Origin of the sequence: Amycolatopsis sp. lyj-84, from assembly GCF_046549075.1 — a bacterium.
GTDB lineage: Bacteria > Actinomycetota > Actinomycetes > Mycobacteriales > Pseudonocardiaceae > Amycolatopsis.
The window spans coordinates 381,753-407,386 of record NZ_JAJPWO010000005.1; the positions used below are offsets into that span (position 1 = coordinate 381,753).

Annotated in this window: 16 protein-coding genes; 4 read left to right on the forward strand and 12 right to left on the reverse strand. The window is 67.7% G+C overall.

The window, feature by feature from the left end:
* Positions 1-14: 14 nt before the first annotated feature.
* Complete coding sequence (lnt, locus tag ACLJRM_RS18795; protein WP_410663764.1) at positions 15-1,607, reverse strand: apolipoprotein N-acyltransferase; 1,593 nt, start codon at positions 1,605-1,607, stop codon at positions 15-17.
* Between the two features lie 9 nt (positions 1,608-1,616).
* Positions 1,617-3,227: an amidohydrolase gene (locus ACLJRM_RS18800; protein WP_410663765.1), complete on the reverse strand. Its 1,611-nt coding sequence runs from the start codon at positions 3,225-3,227 to the stop codon at positions 1,617-1,619.
* Positions 3,228-3,300: 73 nt separating this feature from the next.
* Between ACLJRM_RS18800 and ACLJRM_RS18805 the strand changes: the two genes are divergently transcribed.
* Together ACLJRM_RS18805 and ACLJRM_RS18810 are read left to right on the forward strand one after the other, a co-directional pair.
* The gene (locus ACLJRM_RS18805; RefSeq protein WP_410663766.1) at positions 3,301-4,674 is read left to right on the forward strand and encodes a hypothetical protein; all 1,374 of its coding nucleotides are present in this window, start codon (positions 3,301-3,303) and stop codon (positions 4,672-4,674) included.
* A gap of 84 nt (positions 4,675-4,758) precedes the next feature.
* Positions 4,759-6,147 (forward strand): KamA family radical SAM protein, encoded by a 1,389-nt coding sequence (locus ACLJRM_RS18810; RefSeq protein WP_410663767.1) that lies wholly within the window; start codon positions 4,759-4,761, stop codon positions 6,145-6,147.
* A 144-nt stretch (positions 6,148-6,291) separates the two neighbouring features.
* On the opposite strand, the gene ACLJRM_RS18815 is transcribed toward ACLJRM_RS18810, so the two are convergent.
* The 6 genes from ACLJRM_RS18815 to ACLJRM_RS18840 all read right to left on the reverse strand — a co-directional run bounded on the left by ACLJRM_RS18815 (position 6,292) and on the right by ACLJRM_RS18840 (position 19,974).
* Positions 6,292-6,522 carry a hypothetical protein gene (locus tag ACLJRM_RS18815; RefSeq protein WP_410663768.1) on the reverse strand — a complete coding sequence of 77 codons (231 nt, stop codon included), beginning with the start codon at positions 6,520-6,522 and terminating at the stop codon, positions 6,292-6,294.
* 66 nt (positions 6,523-6,588) lie between these two features.
* Entirely contained in the window at positions 6,589-14,883 is an 8,295-nt protein-coding gene (locus ACLJRM_RS18820; RefSeq protein ID WP_410663769.1) for a SpvB/TcaC N-terminal domain-containing protein, read from the reverse strand.
* Positions 14,884-15,201: 318 nt separating this feature from the next.
* Positions 15,202-16,707, reverse strand: coding sequence for an FAD-dependent oxidoreductase (locus ACLJRM_RS18825; RefSeq protein ID WP_410663770.1), 1,506 nt, complete (start codon positions 16,705-16,707; stop codon positions 15,202-15,204).
* Between the two features lies 1 nt (position 16,708).
* A complete protein-coding gene (locus ACLJRM_RS18830) occupies positions 16,709-17,617 on the reverse strand; it encodes an AurF N-oxygenase family protein (protein ID WP_101607822.1) in 909 nt (302 codons plus the stop codon).
* 130 nt (positions 17,618-17,747) lie between these two features.
* A complete protein-coding gene (locus tag ACLJRM_RS18835; protein ID WP_410663771.1) occupies positions 17,748-19,091 on the reverse strand; it encodes an MFS transporter in 1,344 nt (447 codons plus the stop codon).
* 52 nt (positions 19,092-19,143) lie between these two features.
* Positions 19,144-19,974 (reverse strand): ESX secretion-associated protein EspG, encoded by an 831-nt coding sequence (locus ACLJRM_RS18840; protein WP_410663772.1) that lies wholly within the window; start codon positions 19,972-19,974, stop codon positions 19,144-19,146.
* Between the two features lie 230 nt (positions 19,975-20,204).
* Here ACLJRM_RS18840 and ACLJRM_RS18845 point away from each other — a divergent pair, with 230 nt between their 5' ends.
* The gene (locus ACLJRM_RS18845; RefSeq protein ID WP_410663773.1) at positions 20,205-20,684 is read left to right on the forward strand and encodes a hypothetical protein; all 480 of its coding nucleotides are present in this window, start codon (positions 20,205-20,207) and stop codon (positions 20,682-20,684) included.
* A 544-nt stretch (positions 20,685-21,228) separates the two neighbouring features.
* Here the strand turns inward: ACLJRM_RS18845 and ACLJRM_RS18850 are convergent.
* A complete protein-coding gene (locus ACLJRM_RS18850) occupies positions 21,229-21,921 on the reverse strand; it encodes a nitroreductase (RefSeq protein ID WP_410663774.1) in 693 nt (230 codons plus the stop codon).
* Between the two features lie 101 nt (positions 21,922-22,022).
* On the opposite strand from ACLJRM_RS18850, the gene ACLJRM_RS18855 reads away from it, so the two are divergent.
* Positions 22,023-22,613: a TetR/AcrR family transcriptional regulator gene (locus ACLJRM_RS18855; protein WP_410663775.1), complete on the forward strand. Its 591-nt coding sequence runs from the start codon at positions 22,023-22,025 to the stop codon at positions 22,611-22,613.
* A gap of 15 nt (positions 22,614-22,628) precedes the next feature.
* Here ACLJRM_RS18855 and ACLJRM_RS18860 read toward each other — a convergent pair whose 3' ends face one another.
* The 3 genes from ACLJRM_RS18860 to ACLJRM_RS18870 form a co-directional block, all read right to left on the reverse strand.
* Positions 22,629-23,282, reverse strand: a complete 654-nt coding sequence (locus ACLJRM_RS18860) for a Sua5/YciO/YrdC/YwlC family protein (RefSeq protein ID WP_410663776.1) — start codon at positions 23,280-23,282, stop codon at positions 22,629-22,631.
* On the reverse strand, positions 23,279-24,520 hold the full coding sequence (locus tag ACLJRM_RS18865; protein ID WP_410663777.1) for a 2-isopropylmalate synthase: 1,242 nt from the start codon (positions 24,518-24,520) through the stop codon (positions 23,279-23,281). The genes ACLJRM_RS18860 and ACLJRM_RS18865 overlap by 4 nt, the downstream gene beginning before the upstream one ends.
* A gap of 496 nt (positions 24,521-25,016) precedes the next feature.
* On the reverse strand, positions 25,017-25,466 hold the full coding sequence (locus tag ACLJRM_RS18870; protein ID WP_410663778.1) for a DUF6294 family protein: 450 nt from the start codon (positions 25,464-25,466) through the stop codon (positions 25,017-25,019).
* Between the last annotated feature and the right edge of the window lie 168 nt (positions 25,467-25,634).

A 25,634-nucleotide genomic window follows, 5' to 3' on the forward strand; every position in this document is an offset into this window, starting at 1 on the left:
CGTGTTCCGGCGGGTCAGCCCGCCGCTTCCCTCGTTGCCTTGGCGGCGCTCGCGCGCCGGGTGCGGAAACGCAGCACGTACCCGCCGGTAACCCCGGCGATCGCCAGGGCGAGCAGCCCGTACTCCGTCGTCACACCGAGTAGATCCGACAGCGTAGTCTGCTGCCTGAGCGGTACGCGCCCCACCAGGGAATCTGCGGTGAACAGGCTGGTAGAGGCCGTGATCGAACCATCGGGGGCGACGATCGCGCTGACCCCGCTGGTGGCGGAGACGATCACAGCGCGGCCATGTTCGACCGCTCGCAGCCGCGACATCGCCAGCTGCTGGTAGCTCATCTCCCCCGGCCCGTACCAAGCGTTGTTGGTCGGCACGACGAGCAGTTCCGCGCCGTTGGCGACGGACTCCCGGGCCGGGTAGTCGAACGCGGTCTCGTAGCAGATGAAGACCCCGACCTTGGTCCCCGCGACCGACAGCGCGGAGTTGGCGCCGTCACCCGGGGTCATGTTCGCGACGCTGTCGACGAACGGGGTCACCAGCTTCGCGAGCTCGCGGGCGGGGACGTACTCGCCGAACGGGACGAGCTGCTGTTTGGCGTAGCGCTGGCCGGGACCGGTGACGGGATCCCAGACGAGCGCGGAGTTCTGCGCCGAACCGTCCGGCAGCCGGACCAGTGCGCCGATGATCGCCTGGACGCCGTAGTCGCGGACCATCCGGTCGACGCCCGCGTCACCGGTCCGCATCGCCATCGCGGTCTCCGGCCAGACCAGCAGATCGACCTTGGTGTTGTCCGCCTTGAGTTTCTCGAGCAGCCGGGCGCTCTCGGCGAGGTGGTTGTTCCGGAGTTCGTCGCGACGGCCTTCCAGCGCCAGCCCGATGTCGGGGGCGTTGCCCTGGACGGTGGCGACGGTGAGTTCGCCGTCCTGGGCTTCGGTGCCGATCGTGGGCCACACCGCGAGGCCCGCCACCACCGGTACGAGGGTGACGGCGGCCGCGGCCATCACGGAGCGCCGAGGATCGGAGGCCTTGAGCCGCAGGCACAGCGCCGCGAGACCGAAGCCGGTCAGAACGACGGCGAGACCGACCAGCGGGGCGCCGCCGATCGAGGCCAGTGAGACGAAAGCGCCCTCAGGCTGGCTGAACGCCACACGGCCCCACGGGAACCCTCCGAAGGGGAACCAGGTGCGCGGGGTCTCCATCGCGATGATCACCAGCGCCGCCCACAGCGGCCCGAGCGGCAGCCTCCACACCACTGTGGCGAATGCCCCGCCGAAGCCGAGATACACCGCCAGCGCCATCGCCAGGCCGAGCCACGGCCAGGGCCCGAAGCCCGGCCCGAGGAAATCCAGCAACCAGGTCAGCAACGGCAGGAAGAACCCCAGCCCGAACACGAACCCGTAGCCGAAGGCGCCGCGGAACCGGCGTCCGTGTACCACCAGTGCGAAGCCGGTGAACGCCAGCGGAGCGAGCCACCACAACGGGCGCGGCGCGAAACTCAGGTACAGCGTGAAACCCGACGCCGCGGCGACGAGGAAACGCAGGAGCCAGGCGCGGGAGAACCGCTTTCGCCTGTCTGCTTGGGGAGCCGGATTCGCCACGGTCGAGGACACCCCTGAACCCTAGGCCGTCCGGGTGAACGCGTCGTGGATGACCTGCCCGTCGCGGACCGTGCGCAGACAGTGGGGCAAGGTGGCTCCCTCTTCCAGGTTCGGCAGCGGGGGTACGCCCGCCCGCGGATCGGTCGACCAGCGCTGCACCCGCGAGTCCGGTGTCGCGACGACCAGGTCGGTGGCGTCCCAGACCGCGTAGTGCGCGGGAGCGCCGGGGACCAGGCTGCCGGTGACACCGTCGTTGACCCCGGCGGCGCGGTGCCCGGCGCGGGTGTGGGCGGTGAAGGAGGCGCGAGCGGACAGTCCCGATCCCGGGGTGCGGTGGTAGGTCCCGGCGCGGACGGTGGCCCACGGGTCGACCGGTGTGACCGGGGCGTCGGAGCCGAAGGCGAGCAGGAGCCCTTCGGCGGCCATGGCGGCGAAGGGGTTGAGTTTCACGGCCCGCTCGGCGCCGAGGCGGTCGGTGTACATCCCTTGCGTGCCACCCCATTCCGCGTCGAACTGCGGCTGGACCGACGCGACCACACCCCAGCCCGCGAGCGCCCGCGCCTGCTCGACGTCGATCATCTCGACGTGTTCGAGCCGGTGGTGACAGGCTGCCAACGCGCGACGGCCGACGGTCATCTCCGCGAGCCGGAAGCCTTCGACGACCTCGGCGACGGCGGCGTCGCCGATGACATGGAACCCGGCCTGCAACCCGGCCTCGGTGCAGGCGCCGACGTGCTCGGCGATGGCGGGGGCGTCGAGGTAGAGCGTCCCGGAGGTGTCGTGGGCGTCGGCGTACGGCTGGTGCAGCGCGGCGGTGCGGGAGCCGAGGGCGCCGTCGACGAACAGGTCGCCCGCGACTCCCCTGGCGCCCAGCGCGCGGGCGGTGTCGACTCCCCCGCGTTCACCCCAGTAGCCGACGACCTCGGGCAGTCCCGGTTCCGCGGCGAGCGCGAGCAGATCGGTGAGGTCGTCGGCGCCGGAGATGTCCGGACCGGCGCACTCGTGGACGCTGACGACCCCGCGCGCGGCGGCCTCGGCGAGGAACGCGCGCTGGGCCTCGCGGCGCTGCCTCGGAGTGATCGCCTCGCGCATCGCGGCACGGACGCGGTGGTGGGCGTCGCGGGTCAGCGGTCCGTCGGCGGACCAGCCCGGCGCGTCGTGTACGCCGTGCGCCAAAGCGACGAGCGCGCTGGAGACGAGCGCGGAGTGGACGTCGACCCGGCTCAAGTACACCGGGGTCCCGCTCGCGGCCTCGTCGATCTCCGCGCGGCTGGGCAGCCTGCCGTCGGACCAGCGGGACTCGTCCCAGCCGTGCGCGACCAGCACCTGGCCGGGCCGGACCGCGTCGCGGACCGCGGCCAGCAATTCTCCGGCGCTTCGGATGTTCGCGAGGTTCAGCCCGGTGAGGTGCAGGCCGGTCGCGGTGGCGTGGACGTGCGCGTCGACGAAGGCGGGGGCGACGAAGGCGCCGTCGAGTTCGACCACCTCGGCGTCGGGATGCAGCGCTTTGGCCGGGCCGTCCTGCCCCACCCAGACGACGGTGCCGTCCGTGATCGCCATGGCGGTGGCGTCAGGGGCGGTGGGGCTGTAGATGCGCCCGCCGAGCAGGAGCGTGGTTCGCGCGTTCGTCACCCTTCCGAGTTTGCAGCGTGCGGATGATCACCACGTGGTTAGGGTCGATGAAATGAGCTGGGGAGCTGAAAACATGAAGACGGAAGCAGGTCGCGCCGTCGCCGGGACCACTGTGTCGGCGGCTTTGGGGCTCGGGGTGGTGGTCGTTTTCGCGGCTGTCCGCGACACCTCGATCCTGCGGCCGTTGATCGCGCTGGCGGCGCCACGGGGCTGGCCGTCCGATCTGGTGCTGGTGTCCCTGGTGCCGCTGGTCGCGGTGCTCGCCGCCGTGTTCCTGACGCGATGGTGGCCGTGGCTACTGGTGGCGGGGGTCGTCCTGTCTCTTCCGACCGCTCTCGTGCGCCTGTTCCCGGACCTGGGCGGGCATCCGTCGCTGACGATCGTCGCGCTGGCCGGGCCGCCGATGGTGCTGCTGGCGGTACTCGCCGCGGCACAGGAACTCCTGCGGCGAGGCGCCCGGACCGCCGGGCTCGTGCTCATCGGGCTCACCGTGGGAACGCAGTTGTTTGCCGCGGGCCTGGCCGGCGCGTCGTGGCTCATGCTCGCCACCGGCGGTCTGGTCTGGGATCTGGTCCTCACCGCGCTGAGCGTGGCCGGAGCCGTGCTGGCCGTCGTCACGCGCGGTTCCCGTGCGCAGGATCCGGAATGGCCCGAGCCGCGTCCGCTGCCGGCCCGGTTCGCCGCCGCGGCGATCCTGGCCGTGCTGCTTCCCATGGCTGCGGGCGCGGTGGACGTCCTGAAGGTCAGCGAAATCCTCGAGCTGCCGGTCGCGTCGATCGGCAGGCACGCGGAGGTCGTCGTGGCCATCGGCGGGCTGATCGTGCTCGTCGGCGGGGTCGTCGCGTGCGCGATCGCCGGATCGCGGGCGTTCTTCGCCGCGGCGACGTCGGCGAGTGTGCAGGTGGGCGCGATGGCGCCGCTGTTGCTGGCGGTGTACTCCGTCGCGTTCCAGCCGGTGCTGAGCTGGCTGGCGGCCGCGGTGGGGGTCGCCGCCGGATGTCTCGTGGGCGCGTCGCGCTGGAAGGTGCAGTTCGCCGTCGGCGGGGCCGTGGTGTCCGCGCTCGTGCTGTTCATCGTGGATCTGGGGACCGGCGGGGTGCCGGAGAAGCTGATCGACCACGACGCGGTGATCCCGGGAGCGCTGCTGCTGGCGCTGCTGTGCGCGACCGTCGTCTCCGTGGTCGTCACGACCGGTCCCCGGCTCGCGGAAGACGGCGTCGTCGTGCCCGTGCTCGGACCGCTGGCCTCGGTGCTGGTGTTCGGCGGCGCCGGGGCGATGGCCGCAGTCGGCATCCGCGACCAGAACGCGCCATCGACCCGGCTTGAACCGGTTCATCACCTCGGCTACTCGGCCGGCCTGCTGCTGCTCGCCGCCGCGCTGGTCGCCGGAATCGCTGCTGTCGATCACCTTCGCACCCGCTCGGAGCCGGAGGCAGTGTCCGTCTGACACACCGAGCACGACAGGAATATTTACGTCGTCCGAACGATGTGACAGGATATTTTCACGCGTTTCCGACGACGAGGAGTACAAGTGACTGCGATCCAGCAACCGACCTCGCCGGTGGCCGCCTACGATCAGCCCTACGACTACACCCGAGTCGAGCTGATCGAACCCGACTGGCGCCGCTTCCCCGGCTGGCACGACGTGACCGAGGCAGAGTGGCGCGACGCGCAGTGGCAGCGAGTGCACTGCATCCGCAACGCCAAGCAACTGCGCGCGCTGATGGGCGACCAGCTCGAGGAGCGCTTCTACGAGGACATGCTCGCCGACCAGCGCGAGATGGCCACGATGTCGATGCTGCTGCCGCCGCAGATGATCAACACGATGGCGCCCAACGCCGGTACGGACCCGGCGAAGGTGACCGAGGCCTGGTACGCCGACCCCATCCGCCGCTACATGCTCCCGGTGCGCAGCGACCGCGACACCGAATGGCCGAGCCACCCGCACTCCGAACGGGACTCGCTGCACGAGGCGGAGATGTGGGTCGTGGAGGGGCTGACCCACCGCTACCCCACCAAGGTCCTCGCCGAGATGATCTCGACCTGCCCCCAGTACTGCGGGCACTGCACCCGGATGGACCTGGTCGGGAACTCGACCGAGCAGATCGAGAAGCACAAGCTCTCGCTCAAGCCGGTCGATCGCCAGGACGCGATGATCGAGTACCTGAAGAAGACCCCCGGCGTCCGCGACGTGGTGGTTTCCGGCGGCGACGTCGCGAACGTGCCGTGGCCGCAGCTGGAGTCGTTCCTCATGCGGCTGATGGACATCGACACCGTCCGCGACATCCGGCTCGCGACCAAGGCGCTCGCCGCCCTGCCGCAGCACTGGATCCAGCCGAAGGTCGTCGAAGGCCTCGAGCGCGTCGCCGGCACCGCCCAGCGCCGCGGCGTCAACCTCGCGATCCACACCCACGTCAACCACGCGCAGTCGGTCACCCCGCTGGTCGCGGAAGCCGCCCGGACCGCACTCGACGTCGGCGTCCGCGACGTCCGCAACCAGGGCGTACTGATGAAGGGCGTCAACGCGACCCCTGCCGAGCTGCTGGACCTGTGCTTCGCGCTGCAGGGCGAAGCGAGCATCCTGCCGTACTACTTCTACATGTGCGACATGATCCCGAACGCCGAGCACTGGCGGGTCTCCGTGCACGAGGCACAGGAACTGCAGCACGCGATCATGGGGTACCTGCCGGGGTATGCCACCCCGCGCATCGTGTGCGACGTGCCGTATGTCGGGAAGCGGTGGGTGCACCAGCTCGCCGACTACGACCGCGAGCTCGGGATCTCCTACTGGACCAAGAACTACCGGACCGGGATCGAGCACGAGGACCCGGAAGCCTTGCAGCGCCGCTACCCGTACTACGACCCGATCTCGACGCTGCCCGAAGCCGGCCAGAAGTGGTGGGCCAACCAGCCCCGTTGACTTCTACATGTAGGTAGATGAAACCGGTGGCCCCAAACGCCGTTTGGGGCCACCGAAAACGGTCGTCGGCCGTAGACCCATCGGGCAGCGTCTCAAGCGTTGAAATACTGACGGGTGTGCGTGCCGAAACCTCATCCGCGCAGTTCAAGCTGCAAGTCGGTACTCGTGGATGACTTCGCCAAGGCGGTCTTGCCGGCATATGACAAGGTGTTCGAGCCGGCAGGGTTTGAGGGGTGCTGCGGCGGCGAGCGATCGGTGGGTTCGGGGTGGGCTGTAGTGCCGCTCGTACTCGCGCAACACGTACCGGATGCGGACGGCCTGCCGTACGCCGGCCAGGGCGACGGTCTCGATGAAGTCCATCGCCAAGACCGCCACGCCTTCACGGTTTTCGGGTTTGCGTGTGACCCGACCAGATTCCGTCCAAGAACCTTCCGTAATAAGTCAGCATGACTGTACGTTCCCTTGATTACAACGGGGAATCGGTGGCGGCTGTTGAATTACTCCAGCCTCCACAAGCTTCTCATGATTCAACCAGATCTCTTTATTGAAGATCTCCGGGGTGATCTCGGTGTCGCCGTACTTGTTGCGGAGATCAATACCAAATTGAACCGCGGCCTGATCTGCAGGATCAGTCTTATGGTCACCCTCTTCGCGATCAGCCCGGTTGGCGCCTTCGGTCAGCTCGATCGTGGTAAACCCGGCGGCAGTACCAACGTATCCAAAGTGAATGTTAGACCAAGCATCGTTTCTCAAATAGCCATCGTATTGTTCAGGTACATCTCGATCATATCCGAGATCTTTGTAAATCTTCTTCTTGTGATCCCACGGAGCGCCCGTCTGCACGAGATTAATGAATTTCTTGTAGGCCTCCATTTTGGTGGCGGTAGCACTCTCAGGAGTAACAGGGCAATATCTACATAGTTTACCCGCATTTAATTGCCGCAGCTCAGCTGCATCTGACCCCTTGGCGTTTTTATTCATCTCACTCGTCATATAGCCCAGAAGCATCTGATAGTTCTCTGGCGACCGGCCGGTGGGGTCGGTCAGCTTGACGGGATTGTTGTGAACATAGGTGTGGGTGGCCAAGTTGCGAGGGTTGGTGATGCCACCCGCGAGGCTGGAGTCCAGGTATTCAGGCAGGGCCGGGTCTGCGCTCGCCCAGAGTTGCGTTCTCGGGTTGTAGTAGCGGGCGCCGTGGTAGTAGAGACCGGTTTCCTCGTCGAGTTCCTTGCCTGTGAACTTATAGGGCGTGCCGCTCTGGCCGGCCTGCTCCTCCACCCAAGTTTCACCAAAGGGCATGTACTCGAGGTGTTCGGTGACGTTGCCCTGCTTGTCGGTGACGTAGCCGGACGAGCCGAGGTGGTCGGCGTGGAAGTAGGACTGGGCGTTTTCGGAGCCAGCGGCGGCGACCGTCTTGGTGGTGAGGCGGCTGTCGCCGATGAAGATGTGCTTGAAGCCGATGCCGTCACGTTCGCTGTAGCCGCGGTTGGGGTAGAGGGATTGGCCGTCGCCCTGTTTGATGACGCGTTCGCCGGCCGCGTCATAGGTGTAGCCGACGGTGGGGTCGGCGCAACCCGCTGGCGTTTGAGGGACCGTCGCCGCGGCGGTGTCCTGGTTGCAGGCGAGCCGGTTCTCCTCGTCCCACACGTACTGGCGTCGTTTGCCGTCCGAAGCGGTGTTCACCGTGTCGGTGAGATTGCCGCTCGCGTCGTAGGCCTGGTCGGTCGGGCCGACCTTGCTCGGCGCGTGCGGTTTTCCACTGCCGTAGTCGTACTTGTAGTCATAGCTGGTCTTGTCCTGGACCCCGGCAGGGTTGGTCGGGTCCTCGACCGGCTCGATCGGTCCGACCGACAGCGGGCCTAGTGACGCCGGGCTCCCCCCGCCGCCGTGGTTCAGGGAAGCCACTTGGGCGGACGGGGTGGTCGTGCCGGTGATCTCGTGGTGCTGGGTTTTGCTGGTGGTGTTGTGGATGGAGTCGTAGCCCAGCGCCAGGGTGTACTTGTCCTGCTGGTTGCTCTTGGTCGTGTACTGGCCGCTAGCGGAGGTGAGCTGGTACAGGTCGTCATAGCCGAAGGTCTGACTGCTCGGACCACCGATCGTCGGGTTCTGTGCCGTGCTGTTGGTCAGCTTCGAGATATTGCCGACCTTGTCGTAGGTATAGCCGAGGTTCTGGAACTCGGTGGCACCCGGCGTCTTCGACTTCAGGGTGGCGAGCCTGCGGTCGGCCTGGTCGTAGGTGTAGGTGGTGCGCACCCCGTTACCGGCCTGCTGGAGCACCTTCTGGCCGAACTTGTCGTAGTCGAGGCGACCGAGGTAGAGGTAGTCGGTGCCGTTCTTGGCCCCGGTGGCGCGGGTGACCTCGCCACCGCTGTCGTAGTCGTAGCGGAGGACCTCGCCGTCCGGGTAGGTCATCTGGAGGACGCGGTTGAACGCGTCGAAGCGCCATCCGGTGGTGTAACCGCGGTCCGCCTGCCCGGCGATCTTGATGGTGCGGGTTTCCCGGGTGGTCTCGCCCAACGGGCCATAGCCGCGGGTGAGGGTCCCGGCCGCGTCGCGGATCTCGGTGATCCGGCCGGCGGCGTTGTCCGGTGCGCCGGGTGCGCCGTGGGTGTAGGTGACGTTGTTGGCCGGGAAGGTCGGGTAACGAACCGCGGTGAGGCGGCTGTGGTCGTAGTCGTACTCGACCTGCTTGCCGCTCGCGGTGATCTTCGCCGTCGGGTTGCCCGCCAGGTCGAAGCGGGTCTCGGTGCGGCCCGCGTCGGGGCTGTCGAGCGCAGTGCGGCGGCCGAGGGAGTCGTACTCGGACCGGGTGGTGTTGTTCTTGTCGTCCACCACGGTGGTGATCTGCCCGAGCGCGTCGTGGCCGTAGCTGGTCCAGATCACCGGCTGTCCACCCGCCGGGTTGAACTCCTTGACCGCGGTGGTCTTCTCCCGCAGGTCGGTGTAGCTGCGTTTCTGTTTGCCGTTGCCGTCGGTCGCGATGGTTTCGAACCGGGCGACACCGGCCCGGTCGGGGCCGAATCCATAGGCCATGGCGGTCGTGACCTCGTCCGGTGCGACCGTCTTGACCGGCCGGTCCAGCACGTCGAACCAGGCCCGCGTGGGCGCCACGGCGTCGAAGGCGGCGTTGAACGTGGTGTTGCCGTCGCCCTTGGACTCGGTCACGGGGTGGTACGTCTCCACCACGCGGCCGAGGAAGTCGAACTTCGTCCGCCCGGACACCGTCATGACCTGTTCGGGGGTGTCACCGGGATTGTTCGCGACCGACGCGTCCTTCTTCGTCTGCAGGACGCGCTTGAGACCGTCGGTGAAGGTGACGGTGTCGATGGTGTCCTCACGGACTCCGGTGGCATCACGGTCGAGGTGACGTGTGGTGGCATAGGGAACGGTGGCTTCGGGGTGGTAGTCGAAGTCGATCGTGGCCTTGCCCGACCCGATCTCGTACGGCCCCGTGACCGTGTCCAACCGGCCCACGCTGTCGTAGGAGCGCAGCACCTGCTGGCCGTTCTGGTCGGTGGTGCGGTCCGGTTGCCCGTACTTCAGGTTGTGCGTCGCGCCCGACCGCAGCCTGAAGTTGTCGGTGATGGATTCGATGTGGACGCCGACGACGGTGTCGTAGCCGTAGTCCAGCCGGGACCGCTGACCGGTCTTGTTGGCGGGCTTGGTGACCGATTTCAGGTTCCCATCCGGGAAATACTCCAGGTCGATGTCGGCCGAGGTGGTGTCGGTGAGGTACGCACGGACTTGCCGCACCGTACCGGTCACACAGTCCACTGTGGATTCGCTGTGCCGCGACACGGCGCCGCCGTTGGTGCCGCGCTGTTTGTGCAGGTTGGCGGTTCCGACGAGGTTGCGCGCCCGGCAGGCAGGGTCGGACGCGGTGTAGCCGTAGGTGGTCTCGACGTCGTCTGCGGTGCCCTCGTCGGCTGCGTCGAACGAGCGGATCAGGTTGCCGAAGTCGTCATACGACATTTCGGTGTAGGTGGACTTGCCAGGTATCTCGGCACCTTCGTAGAAGCGCTTGTCCACCCGGGACAAACCTACGAACACGCTGCCCGGCGCGGTGTCGCGTGTCCGATAGGTGTTGACGGTTTCGGTGAAGGGCCGTCCCGCACCGTCGGCGGAGAGGGTACGGGCCAGCAACCCGCGGGTGTACGGGCCGTCGGTGCGGTATTCGTTGGTGGTCGAGCGATAGAGGGCATCGGCCGCACCGGGGTCGCGTTGTTCGGTGACGACCTTGCCGAAGCCGTGGAACTCGCGTTCGAGCCGGTCGTACTTCCCCTGTTCGTAGCGATAGGTGGCGAGCTGGGTGTCGGCACCATCGCCGCGATGGCCGTCGGACACGCTGGTGCGGGACAGCACCCAGTGGGACTCGGGCATCGCCTGAGTGTTACCGGTGCGGGTGTAGTCCAGATCGATCTTCCCGCCCAACGGCCGCGTCACCGCGCGGAGCAGGTTCGTACGGCCGGTTTTGTTGACCGCGACCAGCAGCTCGTTGTCCCGGGTGGATTTGACGTGGTCGGCCAGGCCGTCGCCGTTGATGTCACGCAGGCCGATCTCGGCGCGGCCGATGCCGGTGGAGACGTTGGCACCGGGGTTGAACACGAACGTGCCGACCGGGGTGGGGACGGGGAACGTGAAGTAGACGCCCGCACCGAGTGTGGCGTTCTTGTCCACGGCGATGTCGGCGAAGCTGCCGCGGAACGGAGTGGGCGCGGTGAAGCCGGTGCCGGTGTTGATGGACACCTTGATCGGGTTGGCGCCATCGGTGAAGACGCGGTCGGTGAGACCGTCGCCGTTGACGTCGAGCATGCTCGCGTTGGTGATCGAAGTGCCCAGTTCGGCGGACAGTCCCCCGGCGAAGCCGTAGTTGTCGACGTTGAAACCGAGGTTGACGCCGAGGTTGCGAGTTGACGCGTCGTTGATCGGCCCCGCCGACCAGGGTTCCTTGGCGGCGAAGCTGTAGCCCAGGTTGAGTTGGGCGTCGCCGTTGGCGAAGACCTTGTCCGGTAGACCGTCGCCGTTGATGTCGACGAGGTCGACGCGGGTGTCGGACTCGCCGCCGCCGACGCTGCCACCGATCCCGAGTGCCGGTTGGACCGGGCCGGAGGTGGCGGTGTTGTTGCTGCTCCCGGCCTCCGGAGCGGCCAGGCCCTGTGCGCTGGCAAGGGTGGCCGACTCACTGCCTGAGGAGAAGGATACGTTTCCGGACAAGGTGTCGGACTCGCGGACGTTGCCGCCGAGTGTGCCGCGTCGAGCGCCGAGCCCGCCGTTGGCATCGGTGAACTGGATCTCCTTGGCGCCGACGACATCGGGAAAGCGGTCACCGTTGAGGTCGACGTAGTCGACGGAACCCGCGGTGATCCCACCGACGACCGTGCCCCCGAACGGACCGGCGGACAGCGTGCCGGACACCTGACCGGTCACGCCGCGACGCATCGCCGTGCGGTCACCGGCGACATCGGCGTCGGTGACCACGTCGATGGTGTCCGCGCCGAGCCGGGAGCTGGTCGCCATGGTGCCGGTGAACCAGGACGACTCGTCCTGCGCGGCCCAGCCGCCCTTGGCCGGGTTCGGCGCGAAGATCGCCAGCCTGGGCATGGCGATCCGGGGGTTCGCGGCGAACCCCGGGATGTCGGCTTCCTTGGGTTCCTTGGGAAGGGCGTTCTTGAAGCTCTGGTCGATCGCGAGTTCGGCCTGCTTGATGGGCTGGGTCGCGCGGTCGCGGTTGGCCTGGTAGCCGATCACACCCCAGCCGCGATAGGGCTGCGGGAACGCACCCTGCTGAGCGGAGCCGTGTGCCGCGCTCGGCGCCGGGCTGAACGTCGGCCATGGGGACGAGAGGTCGTAGGTGACCTTCGCGGACTGTTCGGCGACCAAGCTGAACAGGTTGGAATCCGTGGTGGAGTGGTCGAAATACAGCTCGTCGCCTTGGGTGACCGGGACGACCACGTCCAGGTCCTGGCCGGGTGAGCCGTACTGCCCGTTGACGATGTCGACGACCCGCTTGCCCAGCAGCTGCCCGCCGCGCTTCTTGATGGTGAACGCGATCTTGGTCGCCCCGGTCAGGCCGAAGTTGAGCCTCACGTTCGGCCGGACCCGCAGCTTGCCGGTCTTGGTCACCTTGTAGGTCTGCTGCGGCGCCGCGAGGGTGTCGGCGGGGTACATGTCCACGTCGAACGGCGGGCTGATCACCAGGGACGGCTGCCCCTTGTCGTCGACCAGCGACTCCACGCCCGGCGCCTCCGTGTAGTGCGCCTTCGGTACCCAGGACACCGCGGAAACATCGATCGAGGAGTCGGTCTTGATGTGCCATGACATCTTCTCGAACTGGCTGACCGGGAGGCTCATGTCGATCTTGGTGGTCCCGGTCGAGTCAGCGGGCAGAACCTTGCGATACACCTCCGCCGGAGCGTGCACCCCGTTGCCCTTCGTGATCACGACGGTCACGTCGTCCGAGGTCGCCTTGCTCTTGACCACGTCGCCGGTCAGCTGAAGCTTGCCGGTCACCGGCACCATCACCTGCGACGAGCGGCCGCCGAGCGTGAAGTCCGCCGACGCACGGAACACCGTGTTCGCCAGCCCGTTCACGTCCGTACCGGCCGCCAGGTCGGTGTAGCTGATCGCCGGATCCCACGCCACCGTGTCGTACTTTCCGTCCAGAATGGACTGTGTGCGGAAGTAGAGCGCGTCGCCCTTCTTCACCGCGACCGCCGACACATTGGCCGGAGTGAACTCGGTGTGATCGTCCGGGCCGATTCGTTGCGCCCAGAGTTCGGTGTCCTTGGCCTGGATGGTGACCCGCACACCGTCGGCTTTGGTGTACGCGGCGCGCGCGGGCGAGGGGTCCGCGGTCAGTTGCACGCGGCCGTCGACGCGGACGGTGCCGTCGAACGGCGCGACCCAGCGGCGCACCGAGTCCAGCAGCGGGGAGTTGTCGACCTGCTGGTTGAACTGCGCGGTCTGGTCACCGACGATCTCGCCGGTCACCGCGCCACCGCCGACCGGCACCGGGGTGCGGGTGGAATCCGCGCTGTAGGCGGGCTGCCCGTTGGCGTCCAGGTAGCCGAACAGCACGCCGCCGTTGTTGACCAGGTCGGTGATGCCGTCACCGTTGACGTCGCTGAAGAACCGATCCGACGTGGTCGTGGTCCCCACGAAGTCCAGCTGCGCGGCGATAGCGACGACGAACGCCTCGACACCGATCGTGCCCGACAACGTCCGCTCGGTCGAGATCCCCGGGAGGTCGCGCAACCTGGTCGGCGTGTCACCGAACTTCGGTTCACCCCCCGGAGTGCTCAGATTGGGGCGGTAGTACACGTCGTTGTTCTTGCGGAAGACCTTGTCCGGCAGGTTGTCGCCGTTCACGTCCACCAGCGCCGACAGGCCGTCGGACTGGCCGGCGTTGAACCCGACCTTCAGCCCGACGCCACCCTGCTTGACCGGCAGCCCCTGCACGTTGTAGCCGGCGAACAAGTGCGCGCCGAACCCGACGGAGGTGTTCGCCGAGATCGCACTCGCCTCACCTTCACGGATGTTCACGCCCAGATCGTCGTCCGGGACCGACCAACCGGCGGCGTCGGCGAACCCGGTGTAGTTGCCCGCCTGGTCACGCACCTCGTCGAAATAGTCGAACGAGTGGGTGTTGAACAGCTTGTTGTCCTCGCCGAACTGAGACACCGACGCCAGCAACGTCTTCGCGAACGCGCCTGCCCGGTAGTTCAGCTCGTAGGCCCGGATCAGCTGGTCGTCCAGTTTGACCTCCACCCGCCGCAGCAGGTCCGCGGTCACCTTCTTGAACCCGCCACGAGCGTCGATCTGCACATCGCCGCGGCGCGGCTCACCCCGGTCGCGGTCCCGCAGGAACGTCACCGAGTATTTGCCCTCGTTCGCACCGTGGCCGGTGTAGGTGATCCGCCGCGGATACAGGTTGCTGCCCGGCACCGTCGACTTCGCGGTGCCGCCGTCTTCCACCCGGGCGTAGTGATAGCGCAGCACGTTGTCGTTGGTGTCACGGACCTCGCGCGCCGCCCACGTCGCCACCCGACCCGAGGCATCGGTCAACGTGGTGTTCTCCGCACCGCCGAACACCGTGCGGGTGCCCGACTTGTCAGTGACCTCCCACCAGTAGTTCGCGGGCTTGTCCCCATGGCGCACGATCCGATCGAACCGGCTCTCCACCCTCGCGTGGAACACCTTCTCCGCCGTCCGGGCCTGCAAGGCACCCCGATGGGCCACCGGCGTCAACTGCTCACCGCCCAGCACATAGGTCTCGGTCTCCAGCCCGGCGTCAAAGCGCGGCACCCCCCAACGGGTGTCCACCGCAATGGACGGCATGGAGACGTCCCACCCGACGCCCAGCCAGCCGTTCGCACCTCCGGAGCTGTACGACACCGCCAGTTTCGGCTCCAGGCCCGCTCTCCCCTTGGGCACCTCCAGCGGATACGACATCCGCGCATCGCCCATGGAGTTCGCCGTCGGTGGCCCGATCAGGTTCACCCCGGCCCCCGGATCGGCCGCCTTGATGTCCTTGATCTGATTCGGATCGAACGCCGTTCCCTCCGGATGCTCGGGAGCCGTCACCGCCCCGTCCGCACCCGAAGCCTGCCCCGCCTCACGCACCGAGGCAGGCGGGCCCGCACTCGGGACGGCCATCGCCACCAACGCCAGTAACAGAACGACCACCACGGCCTTGTGGCGATGACGAACCGGACGAGCCCACGCGAAGGCAGACATGCCCCCGACCCCCTCTGGATCAATGGATTCGACTATCTGGTCCCAGCAGAGAGCGACATTCTTTGTCGCGCGCGGGATCGAACGGTGACGCGTCTGACGAAGACATTCGATCGAATAGTCGAATCGAACTAGTGCGTTCGGGCGAACTTCCCCCGCCGGGATCAGCGCATAATCCCTGCAAAAGACGAGACTTCGATCTCCGGTGACGCTATCGGCGGCGCATTAAATTTCGATGAAACGCCCGTTTTCGCACAAGAATCACCTGCGACCCGACCAGACAGCCACGCTCATCCGAGCGAAGGCCCACAGGCAATCCGGTCAGCGGCCGCGGAATCGCGCGGCCAGCGCGGCGATCGGCGAGCGCCTCGTCCGGACGGGAAGCCTGCCGGAGGTGATGTCGCCCAGCAGGGTTCCCACGGTCTCCTTCGCACAGGTGCGGTTCGCGCCGATCCCGCCCGAAGGACCGCGTTTGATCCAGCCGACGACGTAGGCGCCGAGGCGTCCGTCGACGCGGCCGGCGGTGTTCGGGATGGTGCCGCGGCTGTCGTCGAACGGAAGGCCCGGCACGGGGACACCGTGGTATCCGACGGCGCGCACGATCTGGCCGGCGGTGATTTCTGCCTGCCCGTCCGCGCTCGTGACGCGCAGGCCGCGCACCTGCCCGTCTCCGATGATTTCCGTGGGAGCGGAGTGGAAACGCAGGACGATGCGGCGTCGGTCCGCGTCCGGCGGCTCGGTCCAGTCGACGGTCTCGCGGCCGAGTTCGCGCAGCAGTTTCGCCTTGCCGGTGCCCGCGTCGATCGCGGCCGCGGTGCGCGGGTCCGCGTCGTCGACGACGAGTGGCACGCCGGCGCGCCCGGCGAGCGCGAGCAGTTCCTGGGTGGAGTAGGCGGTGTCCTCCGGTCCTCGCCGGGCGAGCAGGACGACTTCCCGGATCTTGCTGGTGCGCAAGCGTTCCAGCGCATGCGGGGCGATCGTGGTGCCGGCCAGGGTGTCCGGGTCGGCGGTGAGGATCCGGGCCACGTCGAGGGCGACGTTGCCGGTGCCGATCAGCACGACGCGTTCCGCGGACAGGTCCACCGCGTTCGCGGGGACGTCCGGATGGCCGTTGTACCAGGCGACCACGGTGGTCGCGGCGACACTGCCGGGCAGTTCCTCGCCGTCCAGACCGAGGCTTCGCGCGGACGAGGCGCCGACCGCATAGACGACGGCGTCGTGGCGCCCGGCCAGTTCGTCGACGGTGACGTCCCGCCCGACCTCGGTGCCCAGGACCAGCCGCAGCCTCGGGTGCTCGTGGAGCCGCGAGAACGTCTCGCCGATCCTTTTCGTGGCGGGGTGGTCCGGGGCGACGCCGTAGCGGACGAGCCCGCCCGCGACCGGCAGCCGATCGATCAGGGTGACCCGTGCGTTCGTGTGCAGGAGCAGGTCCTCGACGGCGTACATACCGGCCGGGCCGGAGCCGACGACGGCGATGTCCGGCGGCGCGAAGTCGCTCGGAATGGCCCTGTCGAACGCCGGCGGGCTCCAGCGGTGGAAGTTGGGCGCCGGGTCCGCCGAGGACACGACCTCGCGGTCCGCGAAGTACTCCGCGTTGATGCCCGCGTAGACCTGGAATGGTCCGGTCAGCAGATCCGCCGGGAAGATCGCGTCCACCGGGCAGGCGTCCGCGCAGGCTCCGCAATCGATGCACGACGCGGGGTCGACGTAGAGCATCTCGGTGGTGCCGAAATCCGGCTCGTCCGGCGTCGGATGGATGCAGTTGACCGGGCAGACCGACACGCAGGTGGCGTCGCTGCAGCAGGTCTGGGTGATCGCGAAGGCCATCTCAGATCAGGTTCGCCCGCTTGTAGAACACCAGCGCGGGGCGGGTGAGCAGACCGCACGAGCCGAGGAACTCCATCAGACCGGCGCAACTGGAGCGCATCATCGACTTGTGGTGCTCGTTGGCCTTCGCCTCGCGCAACGCGCGCGCTGTGTCGAGTCCCGCGTTCTTGTAGACGTCGCGGTTGACCATGCTGCTGACGATGAAGTACGACGCGATCGCGATGACCAGCGCGTTGATCCGGCGGCGCACGGGGCCCGCGCCCTCCAGCTGCTCACGCGTCTCGTCCCTGGCGAACTTCATGTGCCGGGACTCTTCGACCACGTGGATGTTGTTGATGGTGCGCACGAACGGGACCACGCGCTCGTCGCGCATCCAGTCACGCTGCATCACGTCGAGGACTTCTTCGGCGACGAGGATCGCCGCGTACGCGGCTTCACCGGTCGCCGTCGCCTTGAAGACCCGGCCGAGCTCGACGGCGAGCCGGCGCGGTCGATACGGGGGCGCGCCGAGTTTCGCGGCGCCGCGGGCGAACATGATCGAGTGGCGGCATTCGTCGGCGATCTCGGTCAGCGCCCACTGGAAGGCCGGGTCGGTCGGGTCCTTGGCATAGAAATCGCGCAGCACCATCTGCTGGAGGATCATCTCGAACCAGATGCCGGTGCTCGCGACCGAAGCGGCTTCCTGGCGCGTGAGTTCCTTCTGCTGCTCCGGGCTCATCTCGGCCCAGTAGCTCGTGCCGTAGAGGGTGCTCCACTCCGGGCTCGCGCCGTGGAAGTCCTTGTCCAGCGGCGTCTCCCAGTCCACTTCGGTGGCCGGGTCGTAGGACAGCATCGCGGCCGAATCGAGAAGCCGCTGAGCGGTCTCGCGGCGGCCGGCCCCGGCCGTGCGCGGCACATCGGTGCTGGTCATACGGACCTCCCTGACGACGTCGACAGCTGCGCGCGGCTACATGTTACCGCGATTCACTGTTACCTAAGGTAACACCTAAATGGCCGCGTGGCCAGGCTCGTGGGGCCGGTGTCGTGAGGCGGTTCTGGAGCTAGGCCGGCTCGGCGCCGAAGTCGGCTCCCCTGGTTTCCGCGCTGAACAGCAAGGCGACCAGCGTGACCGCGATGGTGGCGACCAGATACAGCACGACGGCGGTGGTGCCGTGGTTCTCGACGAGCCAGACGGCGATGAAGGGCGCCGGCGCGCCGGCGATGATCGACGAGCCCTGGAAGACCAGGGAGGCTCCGGCGAAGCGGCGCTCGGTCGGGAAGAGTTCCGCGATCCAGGCGGCCTCCGGACCGGCGAGGAGGCCGTGCAGCGCCGCGCCGACACCGACGCCGACATAGAGCAGCGGCAGGCTGTCCGATTGGACCATCAGGAAGAACAACGGCGCCCAGATCGCCAGTCCCGCGGCGGGAACCAGCATCGCGATTCGCCGTCCGACCACATCCGACCAGTGACCGCCCGCCAGCATGCCCGCGAACTGCAGCAGGGATCCGACGGTCACCGCGAGGAGGACGTCGGATTTGGTGTACCCGAACGAAGTCGTGGCATAAGCCACCACGAAGACGGTGTAGACGTAGAACGCGACGTTCTCGCCCAGTCGCACGCCGAGGCCGCGCAGGACCGGTCCCGGGTGAGCGAGCGTTTCCAGGATGCTCGACCGCGACCGTTCGGCCGCGGCGGAGTCGGCGCGTGACCGCGCCTGCCGGAACACGGGCGATTCGTCGATGCGACGGCGAATCCAGAAGCCGATGACCAGCAAGGGAACGGCGAGCAGGAACCCGATGCGCCAGCCCCAGTGCTCGAACTGCCCGCTGGGCAGCGCGATCGTCAGCAACCCCACGACCCCGGTCGCCAGTACCGTGCCGAGCGGTGCGCCCGCCTGTGGCCAGGCGGACCAGAACCCCCGGCGGCGGGGGCTTCCGTACTCACTCACCATCAGCACGGCGGCACCGAACTCGCCACCGAGCGCGAAGCCCTGGATCAGGCGCAGGACGACGAGCGAGATCGTCGCCCCGATCCCCGCCTGCGCGTACGTGGGCAGCAGCCCGATGGCCGACGTGGACAGGCCGAGCAGCAGGAACGTCACGACCAGCATGGGTTTACGGCCGAGGCGGTCGCCGAGATGGCCGAAGACGATGCCTCCGATCGGCCGCGCGACGAACCCCAGTCCTTGGGTGGCCAGAGCCAGCAGCAACTGCGCGACGGCGTTACCACCGGGGAAGAACAGCGGCCCGAGCACGGTCGCGGCGAGGATGCCGTAGAGGGCGAAGTCGTACCACTCCAGCACGGCCCCCGCGGTACTGCCCGCCAGCACACGCCGGAACGCCGAACGGCTCACTCCCGTCGACTTGGCAACGGTCACCTCGTCCGGGCTGGGCAGGTCGGGCATTTCGCTCTCCTCGGAACGACGATCGGTCAGCGTGCGGCAGACGGATACTGGCTCACCACAGGTGGCTGAACGCACCTGTTTCGCGCGCATACCGGCTCTCGATGAAGTCGTCGTCCGCGAGCCCTTTGATCCGGGCCGTCAAGGTCGCATCGTCGGCAGGCATCAGCGTGACCGATCCGTAGCTGCGCATGACGACGTACCGGCCATCTGAACTATCCACAAAGGACAATGGGCGGATGGCCGTCAGTGCTTTCCCGGCGACTCCCGGTCGTGCCGCACTCACCTGACCGGTCGCCCTCGTCCTCGCCAGAACACGGAGGAACCACTCGGCGCCATCAGGGGTCACCCCGTGCTCGATCAAGGATCGCTTGCCGGCGCTGAGCAACCCCGATCGCCGCCACGCCCGGCGCGACCGGGTAAGAGCGAGTTCGCTCACCCGGAGAGGCCGCCCGGTTCCCGGCTGGGCATCGGGCACGGCTTCCAGCATGCCTTCCGCCATCTTCTTCGCGTTCATCCATCCCAGTTCCACGGTCTCGTCCCGCAGAACCACGCGCAGCGCCCGGCCGGTGGGCTGAGGAAAACAGCCGATCGACACCTGGCCGGCGGAGTCGCTGTAGCGCACGGACAGCGCGAGATCGCGGTCGTCCATCGCCCGCAGAGCCTGCAGCAGATCGCCGTCGAGATTGTCCGCGTCTCCGAGGCTGTTGGAGGTCAGCCATCGATGTGCGCGAGCAAGGCATTCTTCTCGCTCCGACTCGTCACCGCCGTGGCGGCGCACGACGAGTGGCGACGGCATGGGCCCGAGGCGGAGCCGTTCCCACAACACTTCGTAGACCAGCGCAGGAAGGGCGGGAAGCGCCATCGTCACCGAACTGCGGATCACCTCGAAGCTCCCGCCTGCCTGTTCTCCGGGGCGAGCCCGGTTCGGAGCATGTTATCCGGCCACAGTCGCCGACGGGGTTCGTGACGGTCAGAATTTCAGCCGCCCGAAGTCGATGTAGCCGGTCTCGCTCGCGACGGCCTGTTGAGTAGTTCTACTCGTGGCAGGTACCGGGAATCCCGGCAGTATCGGTGAGGACCGCTCCACGGAGAGCGGCTGACCTTGGGGGTTCCATGAAGTTCAGTCATGCCTTCGCCACGCTCGCCGTCACCGCCGGCCTGGCCACCGCGTTCGCGCCGGCCGCGGCCGCCGAGCCCGTCGCGAGTCTCGACTTCACCGCCGAACAGGGTGCGCATCCGGTCGACGGCAGAAGCGGTCATTGGACCGCCTCGCCGGAGAACGAGGTGCGGTTCTGGGAGAGCGGAACAACCCTGCGGGTGGCCGCCGAGACCGACCATGGATTCGACTACATCGCGCTCGACTTCACCGCGCCGTCCGGAAACCTCCAGGCCGGCACCTACGACCACGTCGGCGGCGCGCATATCCTGGCCGTCTCCAACGGCCTGGGCTGCGTCGACGACTATTCGACGTTCACGATCGACCACATCGAACGCGGCGCGGAGGGGCTCGTCGCCCTCGACGCGACGTTCGAACAGCGCTGCGGCAGCCCGACGTCACCTGCCCTGCGCGGTGAGGTCCACTACCGGCGCTGAGCCGGATGTAGGTGTCCGGTTCAGGTTTACGACCGGAAGGCTTCGACGTCGTAGATCTGGACCGGCCACACCTTTGCAGCGGGGGTCGTGGATGGCAAAGAGGGTTATTGAGGAGAAGGGCAAACGCGTCGTGTTCGCGGGCGGGTCGCGACGAGCCTCCAGTGTCGCGGATCTGGCCGTCCGACGAGAGCCGGCCGCATCCCGATCGTCCACAGAGGACACCTGCGAGCGAATAAATGTCTGATTTATGCCTATTTGCACGCTTTGTAAGCAGGGTCGTGAGTGGCAATGCGCGTTCTAACCCTCTTTATCACTCACGACCCCCTCGAAACCGCACATCCAGCCATCAACCGAACATTCAGCCGTCAGAGAGTGTCCCCGCGGACACTTGAGGAACGATTGGCGCCCGCTGACCGGTCCAGAACCGTGCCGCGAAGGCCACCTCTCAGCCTTGAAGCCAGCGAAGGGGTCCTTCATCGCAGAGGCTCGATCACGCCACATTTGACTTACCCCTCAATAACCCGAATCGCCACCCCCGACCCGTTCACCAGGCGTGAAATGCCGTGGTCGCCTCGAGCGCGGCTCGCCCGGTCGCGACCCGGTTCACCGGCGCGGTCTCGTCGGCATAGCCGAAGGAGATGCCCAAGAGCAGCTTTCCCGCAGTGACACCGAGTTCCCCGCGGACAGTGTCGGCGTAGAAGCTCAGCAAGCCCTGCGGGCAGCTGGCCACGCCGTACGCGGCCATCGCCAGGAGCAACGTCTGCATGTAGGCACCGACGTCCGCCGCCAGTCGCGGCCCGCCGTCACCGGTGACGAACAGGAACGCGGCGTGTGGCGAACCGTAGAACCGCAGACTCTCCGCGTCATAAGCCGCACGTGCCGCCGAGTCGTCCGGGGCTATGCCCAACGCCCCGTACAGCTCCGCGCCGAACACGGCCCGGCGCGCGTGATGCACTTCCGAATACATGTCCTCGGAGTACGGGAAGTCCACCGAGATGCGCTTCTCGGCGTGGGCCGCCTGCAGGGCATTCGCCAGGCGCTCACGCGCCGCGCCGCTCACCACCTCCACCTGCCATGGCTGCGCGTTGGAATTGGACGGTGCGGCACCGGCCAGCGAGAAGATCGCACGCAGGGTGTCCTCGGGCACGGCTTCAGGACGGAAAGCGCGCGTCGCGTGACGACCGCCTATCAGCTTCTCCGCGCTGTACTTCAGCTCGACAGGGACCGACACGCTCATGAAACACTCCTCAACGACAACTTAGGTAAACGCTTGTGTTTACTCTGAGTCGAGGCTAGCAACCCGGTCCACCGAAGTAAACACAGGCGTATACTTGCCCGATGGGAACGACGCCTACGGCCACTCGACGACAGGGACGTGGCGGCCGGGAGCGCATCCTGGCCGCGGCCGCCCGGTTGTTCGCGACTCAGGGAATCAACGCGACCGGCATGGAACAGGTCGCGGAAGAGGCACCGGTCTCCAAGCGCACGCTCTACGTGCATTTTCGGACCAAGAGCGACTTGGTCATCGCACACCTGCAGGACCTCGCGTCTTCGGGCGCGACCCTGGAAAGCAGCTTGACCCGCGAGGACATTCCCGTACGGGAGCGGATCCTCGGGCTGTTCAGCCAGCCCTCGGCGACCACGTCTCCGGTACGCGGATGTCCGTTCATCGATGCCGCCGCGGAGTTCCCCGACGTGGAGAGCGCGGTTCACTCCTACGCCCGCGAGCAGAAACTGCGGATGGTGCAGCTCGTCTCCGCGCTGGTGACGGAGCTGGGCTGCCGCGACCCCGGCGCACTCGCCGAGCAGTTGGTGATCCTCGCGGACGGGGCCGCCAGCCGAGCCATGGTGCTGAACGACGCCGACTACGGCAGGCATGGACGGGCGGCGGCGGAGGTCCTCCTCGAGCGCGCTCTGCCCTCTTGTTGAGGCCGAGTAGAGGTTTCAGGTCGCGACGTAGACGGCGCGCAAGCGCGCGAGGTAGGCATCGGGCCCGCTGTATGCGCGGTCCTGAGCACCAGGACGGGTATGCGCCAGCCCGTGGTTCCGGCTCACGCGCAGAGTGGTGGTCGCCGCGCGCCCGGCGACGGACGAGTCGTCGGCGGCATCGAGAACGTGGACTTCCGGCGGGAACATCGCGCGCGCCTCGGCGGGAGACGCCGCAGGCGGGTGCCCGGTCCGGTTGGCGCTGCTGACGTGCAGGTGCCCGATGCCGGTGAGGATCGGGCGCAGCGGATCCCAGCAGGCGCCGAATACGAGGGCATGGCCGTCGCGGGTGGCCGGCGACGCCCAGTCCGGCACCCGGTCGGTCGCCAACGGCAGCAACAGCGTCAGCCGCTCGTGCACCAGGAGGTCACGGGCGAGGTCGCGGGTGGCGTTGTCGAGGTCGAGTGCGTCGGCGAACTCGGTCCACCGCTCGTCGTCGACCAGCCACAGCGCGACGGCCTGGTCCGCCGGGCGGCCTTTGGCGGTGTTGACGACATCGGGTGAGGTCGCGGCGACCACGGAGGTCAACGGGTACGGATTGGGAAACACGACGGCCGAGCCCGCTCGCAGCGCGTCGGCGGCCGCAGCCGACTCCGCGATCGACGGCGTCACGTCGCCGTCACCGGCGTGGTCGCGCGGAACGCGTCGACGAACCCGACCAGGCTCTCGACCGGGATGACGGCTTCGTTGCGGCGGAACGCTTCCGCCTTCACCCATGCCAAGGCGGCCGCCGTCTCCGCGCGGTCGAGTACCAGCCCCGCGAGTTCGCCGACCGCACGCAGGACCCGGGCGCTGGCGAGGTGGGTCAGCACGACGTCCGGCTCGATGCCCAGAATCGCGGGGTCGTAGGGCTGGAACGTTTCCGGCCGCACGAACGGCGTGCCGGTGGAGATCGTGCCGACCCCGGTGCCGACGATCGGTGTGGTCACGGTCAGCGGCAGGCCGGTCTCCGCCGACACCGAGCGGGCGATGGCGGGAATCCTGGTCAGGTCGGGCGCGGTGTGCCAGAGGTCGGCCTCGCCCAGCAGTTCGGCGGTGCGATGGGCGAGCAGGAACAGGATCTGTTCGGTGGCGACCATGCCACTGCGCTCGGCGACGCCCAGCCACGAGCTCGACACGACCCGGACCCCGGCCCGGACCGCTGCCAGGGTGTTCGCCAGGCCGAGACCCAGGTCGTTGTGCAGGTGTGAGGCCAGGACGACGTCCTCGCCTACCCGCTCGAGCAGGCCCTGGAACAGTGCGCCGCAGCGCTCGGTGAGCAGATCGCCGGTGGTGTCGGCGACGACGATCACCCCGGCGCCTGCTGCGGTCAAGGTGGTCGCCGCGTCGGCCATCACGTCGAGGTCGGCACGGGGCGCGTCGGCGAAACACACGTCCGGGATGACGCCGCTATCGCCGTCGCGCACGGCGCGCACCAGCGCGACGGCGTCGGTGAGCGCTTCGATCGCGGGGCGGTGCACCATCGCGTCGGCCATCTCGTCGGACGCGGGCACCACGATCATCACCCGTGCGTTCGGCACACCCCGTACCGCGTCGCAGGCCTGCCGGACATCGTCGAGGGTGGCGCGGCAGACCGCCGCGGGGCTGACGGATCCGGCCGCTTCCAGCGCGACTCGGCGGGTGGCGGCGAACTCTTCCGCGCACACCGCGGGGAAGCCGGCCGCGAACACCACGTGCCTCGGCCCGTCGCCACCGAACACCAGTCCCTGTTCCCGAGCCAGCCGCACGCGAAAGTCCGCGCTCATCAGGGTTTTGCCCTGGGCGCCGTCGCGGGCCGACTCCTCCCACAACACCAACCGCCCGCCCAGCGCGGATTCTCTGACCAGATCCGGCGTACCCACCGTGCTCATCCTCCCCCGGCAGTCCGGATGCGTTCCCGGAGCGAAGACAAAGTGAACTGGGCCGGAGAGGACCACGTCAAAGTGCCGATGCTCACAGCGCGTGGCTGATAGACGCTATTTTGGCGACGCAGTGTGATTGCCCTGCGAGTGGCTCGACGAGAATCCCGCCGGAAGATGGAGTCGTGCTCAGCGCTGCGTGATGACGCCGTAGTGCCGGCGTCGAGTCTGGAGTAGGCGTCAGTCGATCGGGCGGTTCCCGTCCTCCCCGACGCCCGCCGGAGCGAAACCACCGATGGGAGCGATTGCCCGACGACCGATCCGGGTACCTGAAGGATCATGTGGATGGTGCTGGTGATCCCGCTGCTGGTCATGTCGTTCGCGCTGCTGATGGAGCGTGTCGAAGCGAATGTGCCCGAACGCGATCCCAGCCGCGCCCCCGAACCCATCTGAGTCACCGCACGGCACCGGGCGTGCGTGGTCCGGCAGACCACACACGCCCGGGCGGCTAGCAGTGGCTGGTCATCCGCATACCGTTGATCCGGTCGTAGAACCGGGCGTCGAACGACCCGGCGTCGAACCACCAGTGCCATTGGTTCTTGACCGTGCCCTTGACGAACTTCGGGTTACCGCCGTGATGGATGGGTCCCAGCACGACACCGGCACTGTCCAGCAGGTTCACCCACATCAGCCAGGCGTCGTTGCTGTCGCTGCTGACGAGCCTCGCCTCGAACGAGGCACTGCCGTTCGGGAACAGCGTCCATTTCGCACCGTCCAGCGTGCAGTCCCCCGCCGTGATGCGGCCCCAGGTGAACCAGCACGAACTCGAACCGGTGCACGTGGCCTGCGCGGTGGTGGACGACGCGCTTCCGGCCGACGCGGGTGCGGCGAAGACACTGCCGATCCCCAGTACGAGAATTGTCAAAATGGTCGCCATGCGGCGCGTTTTTGTCATCATGATGTCTCTCTCCGGTGGTGGTCGAATTCCTGCCGATCGCGAAAGACCGGAAGTCGACGCTAACTTTCCGGAGGTCGCCGAAGCGATCACTTACGCGCGGCCACAGGGGACGCCGATAGTGCGGAACCGCTGAACGGCAAGGCAATCGGCGACGGCGTTGCCTCTCGC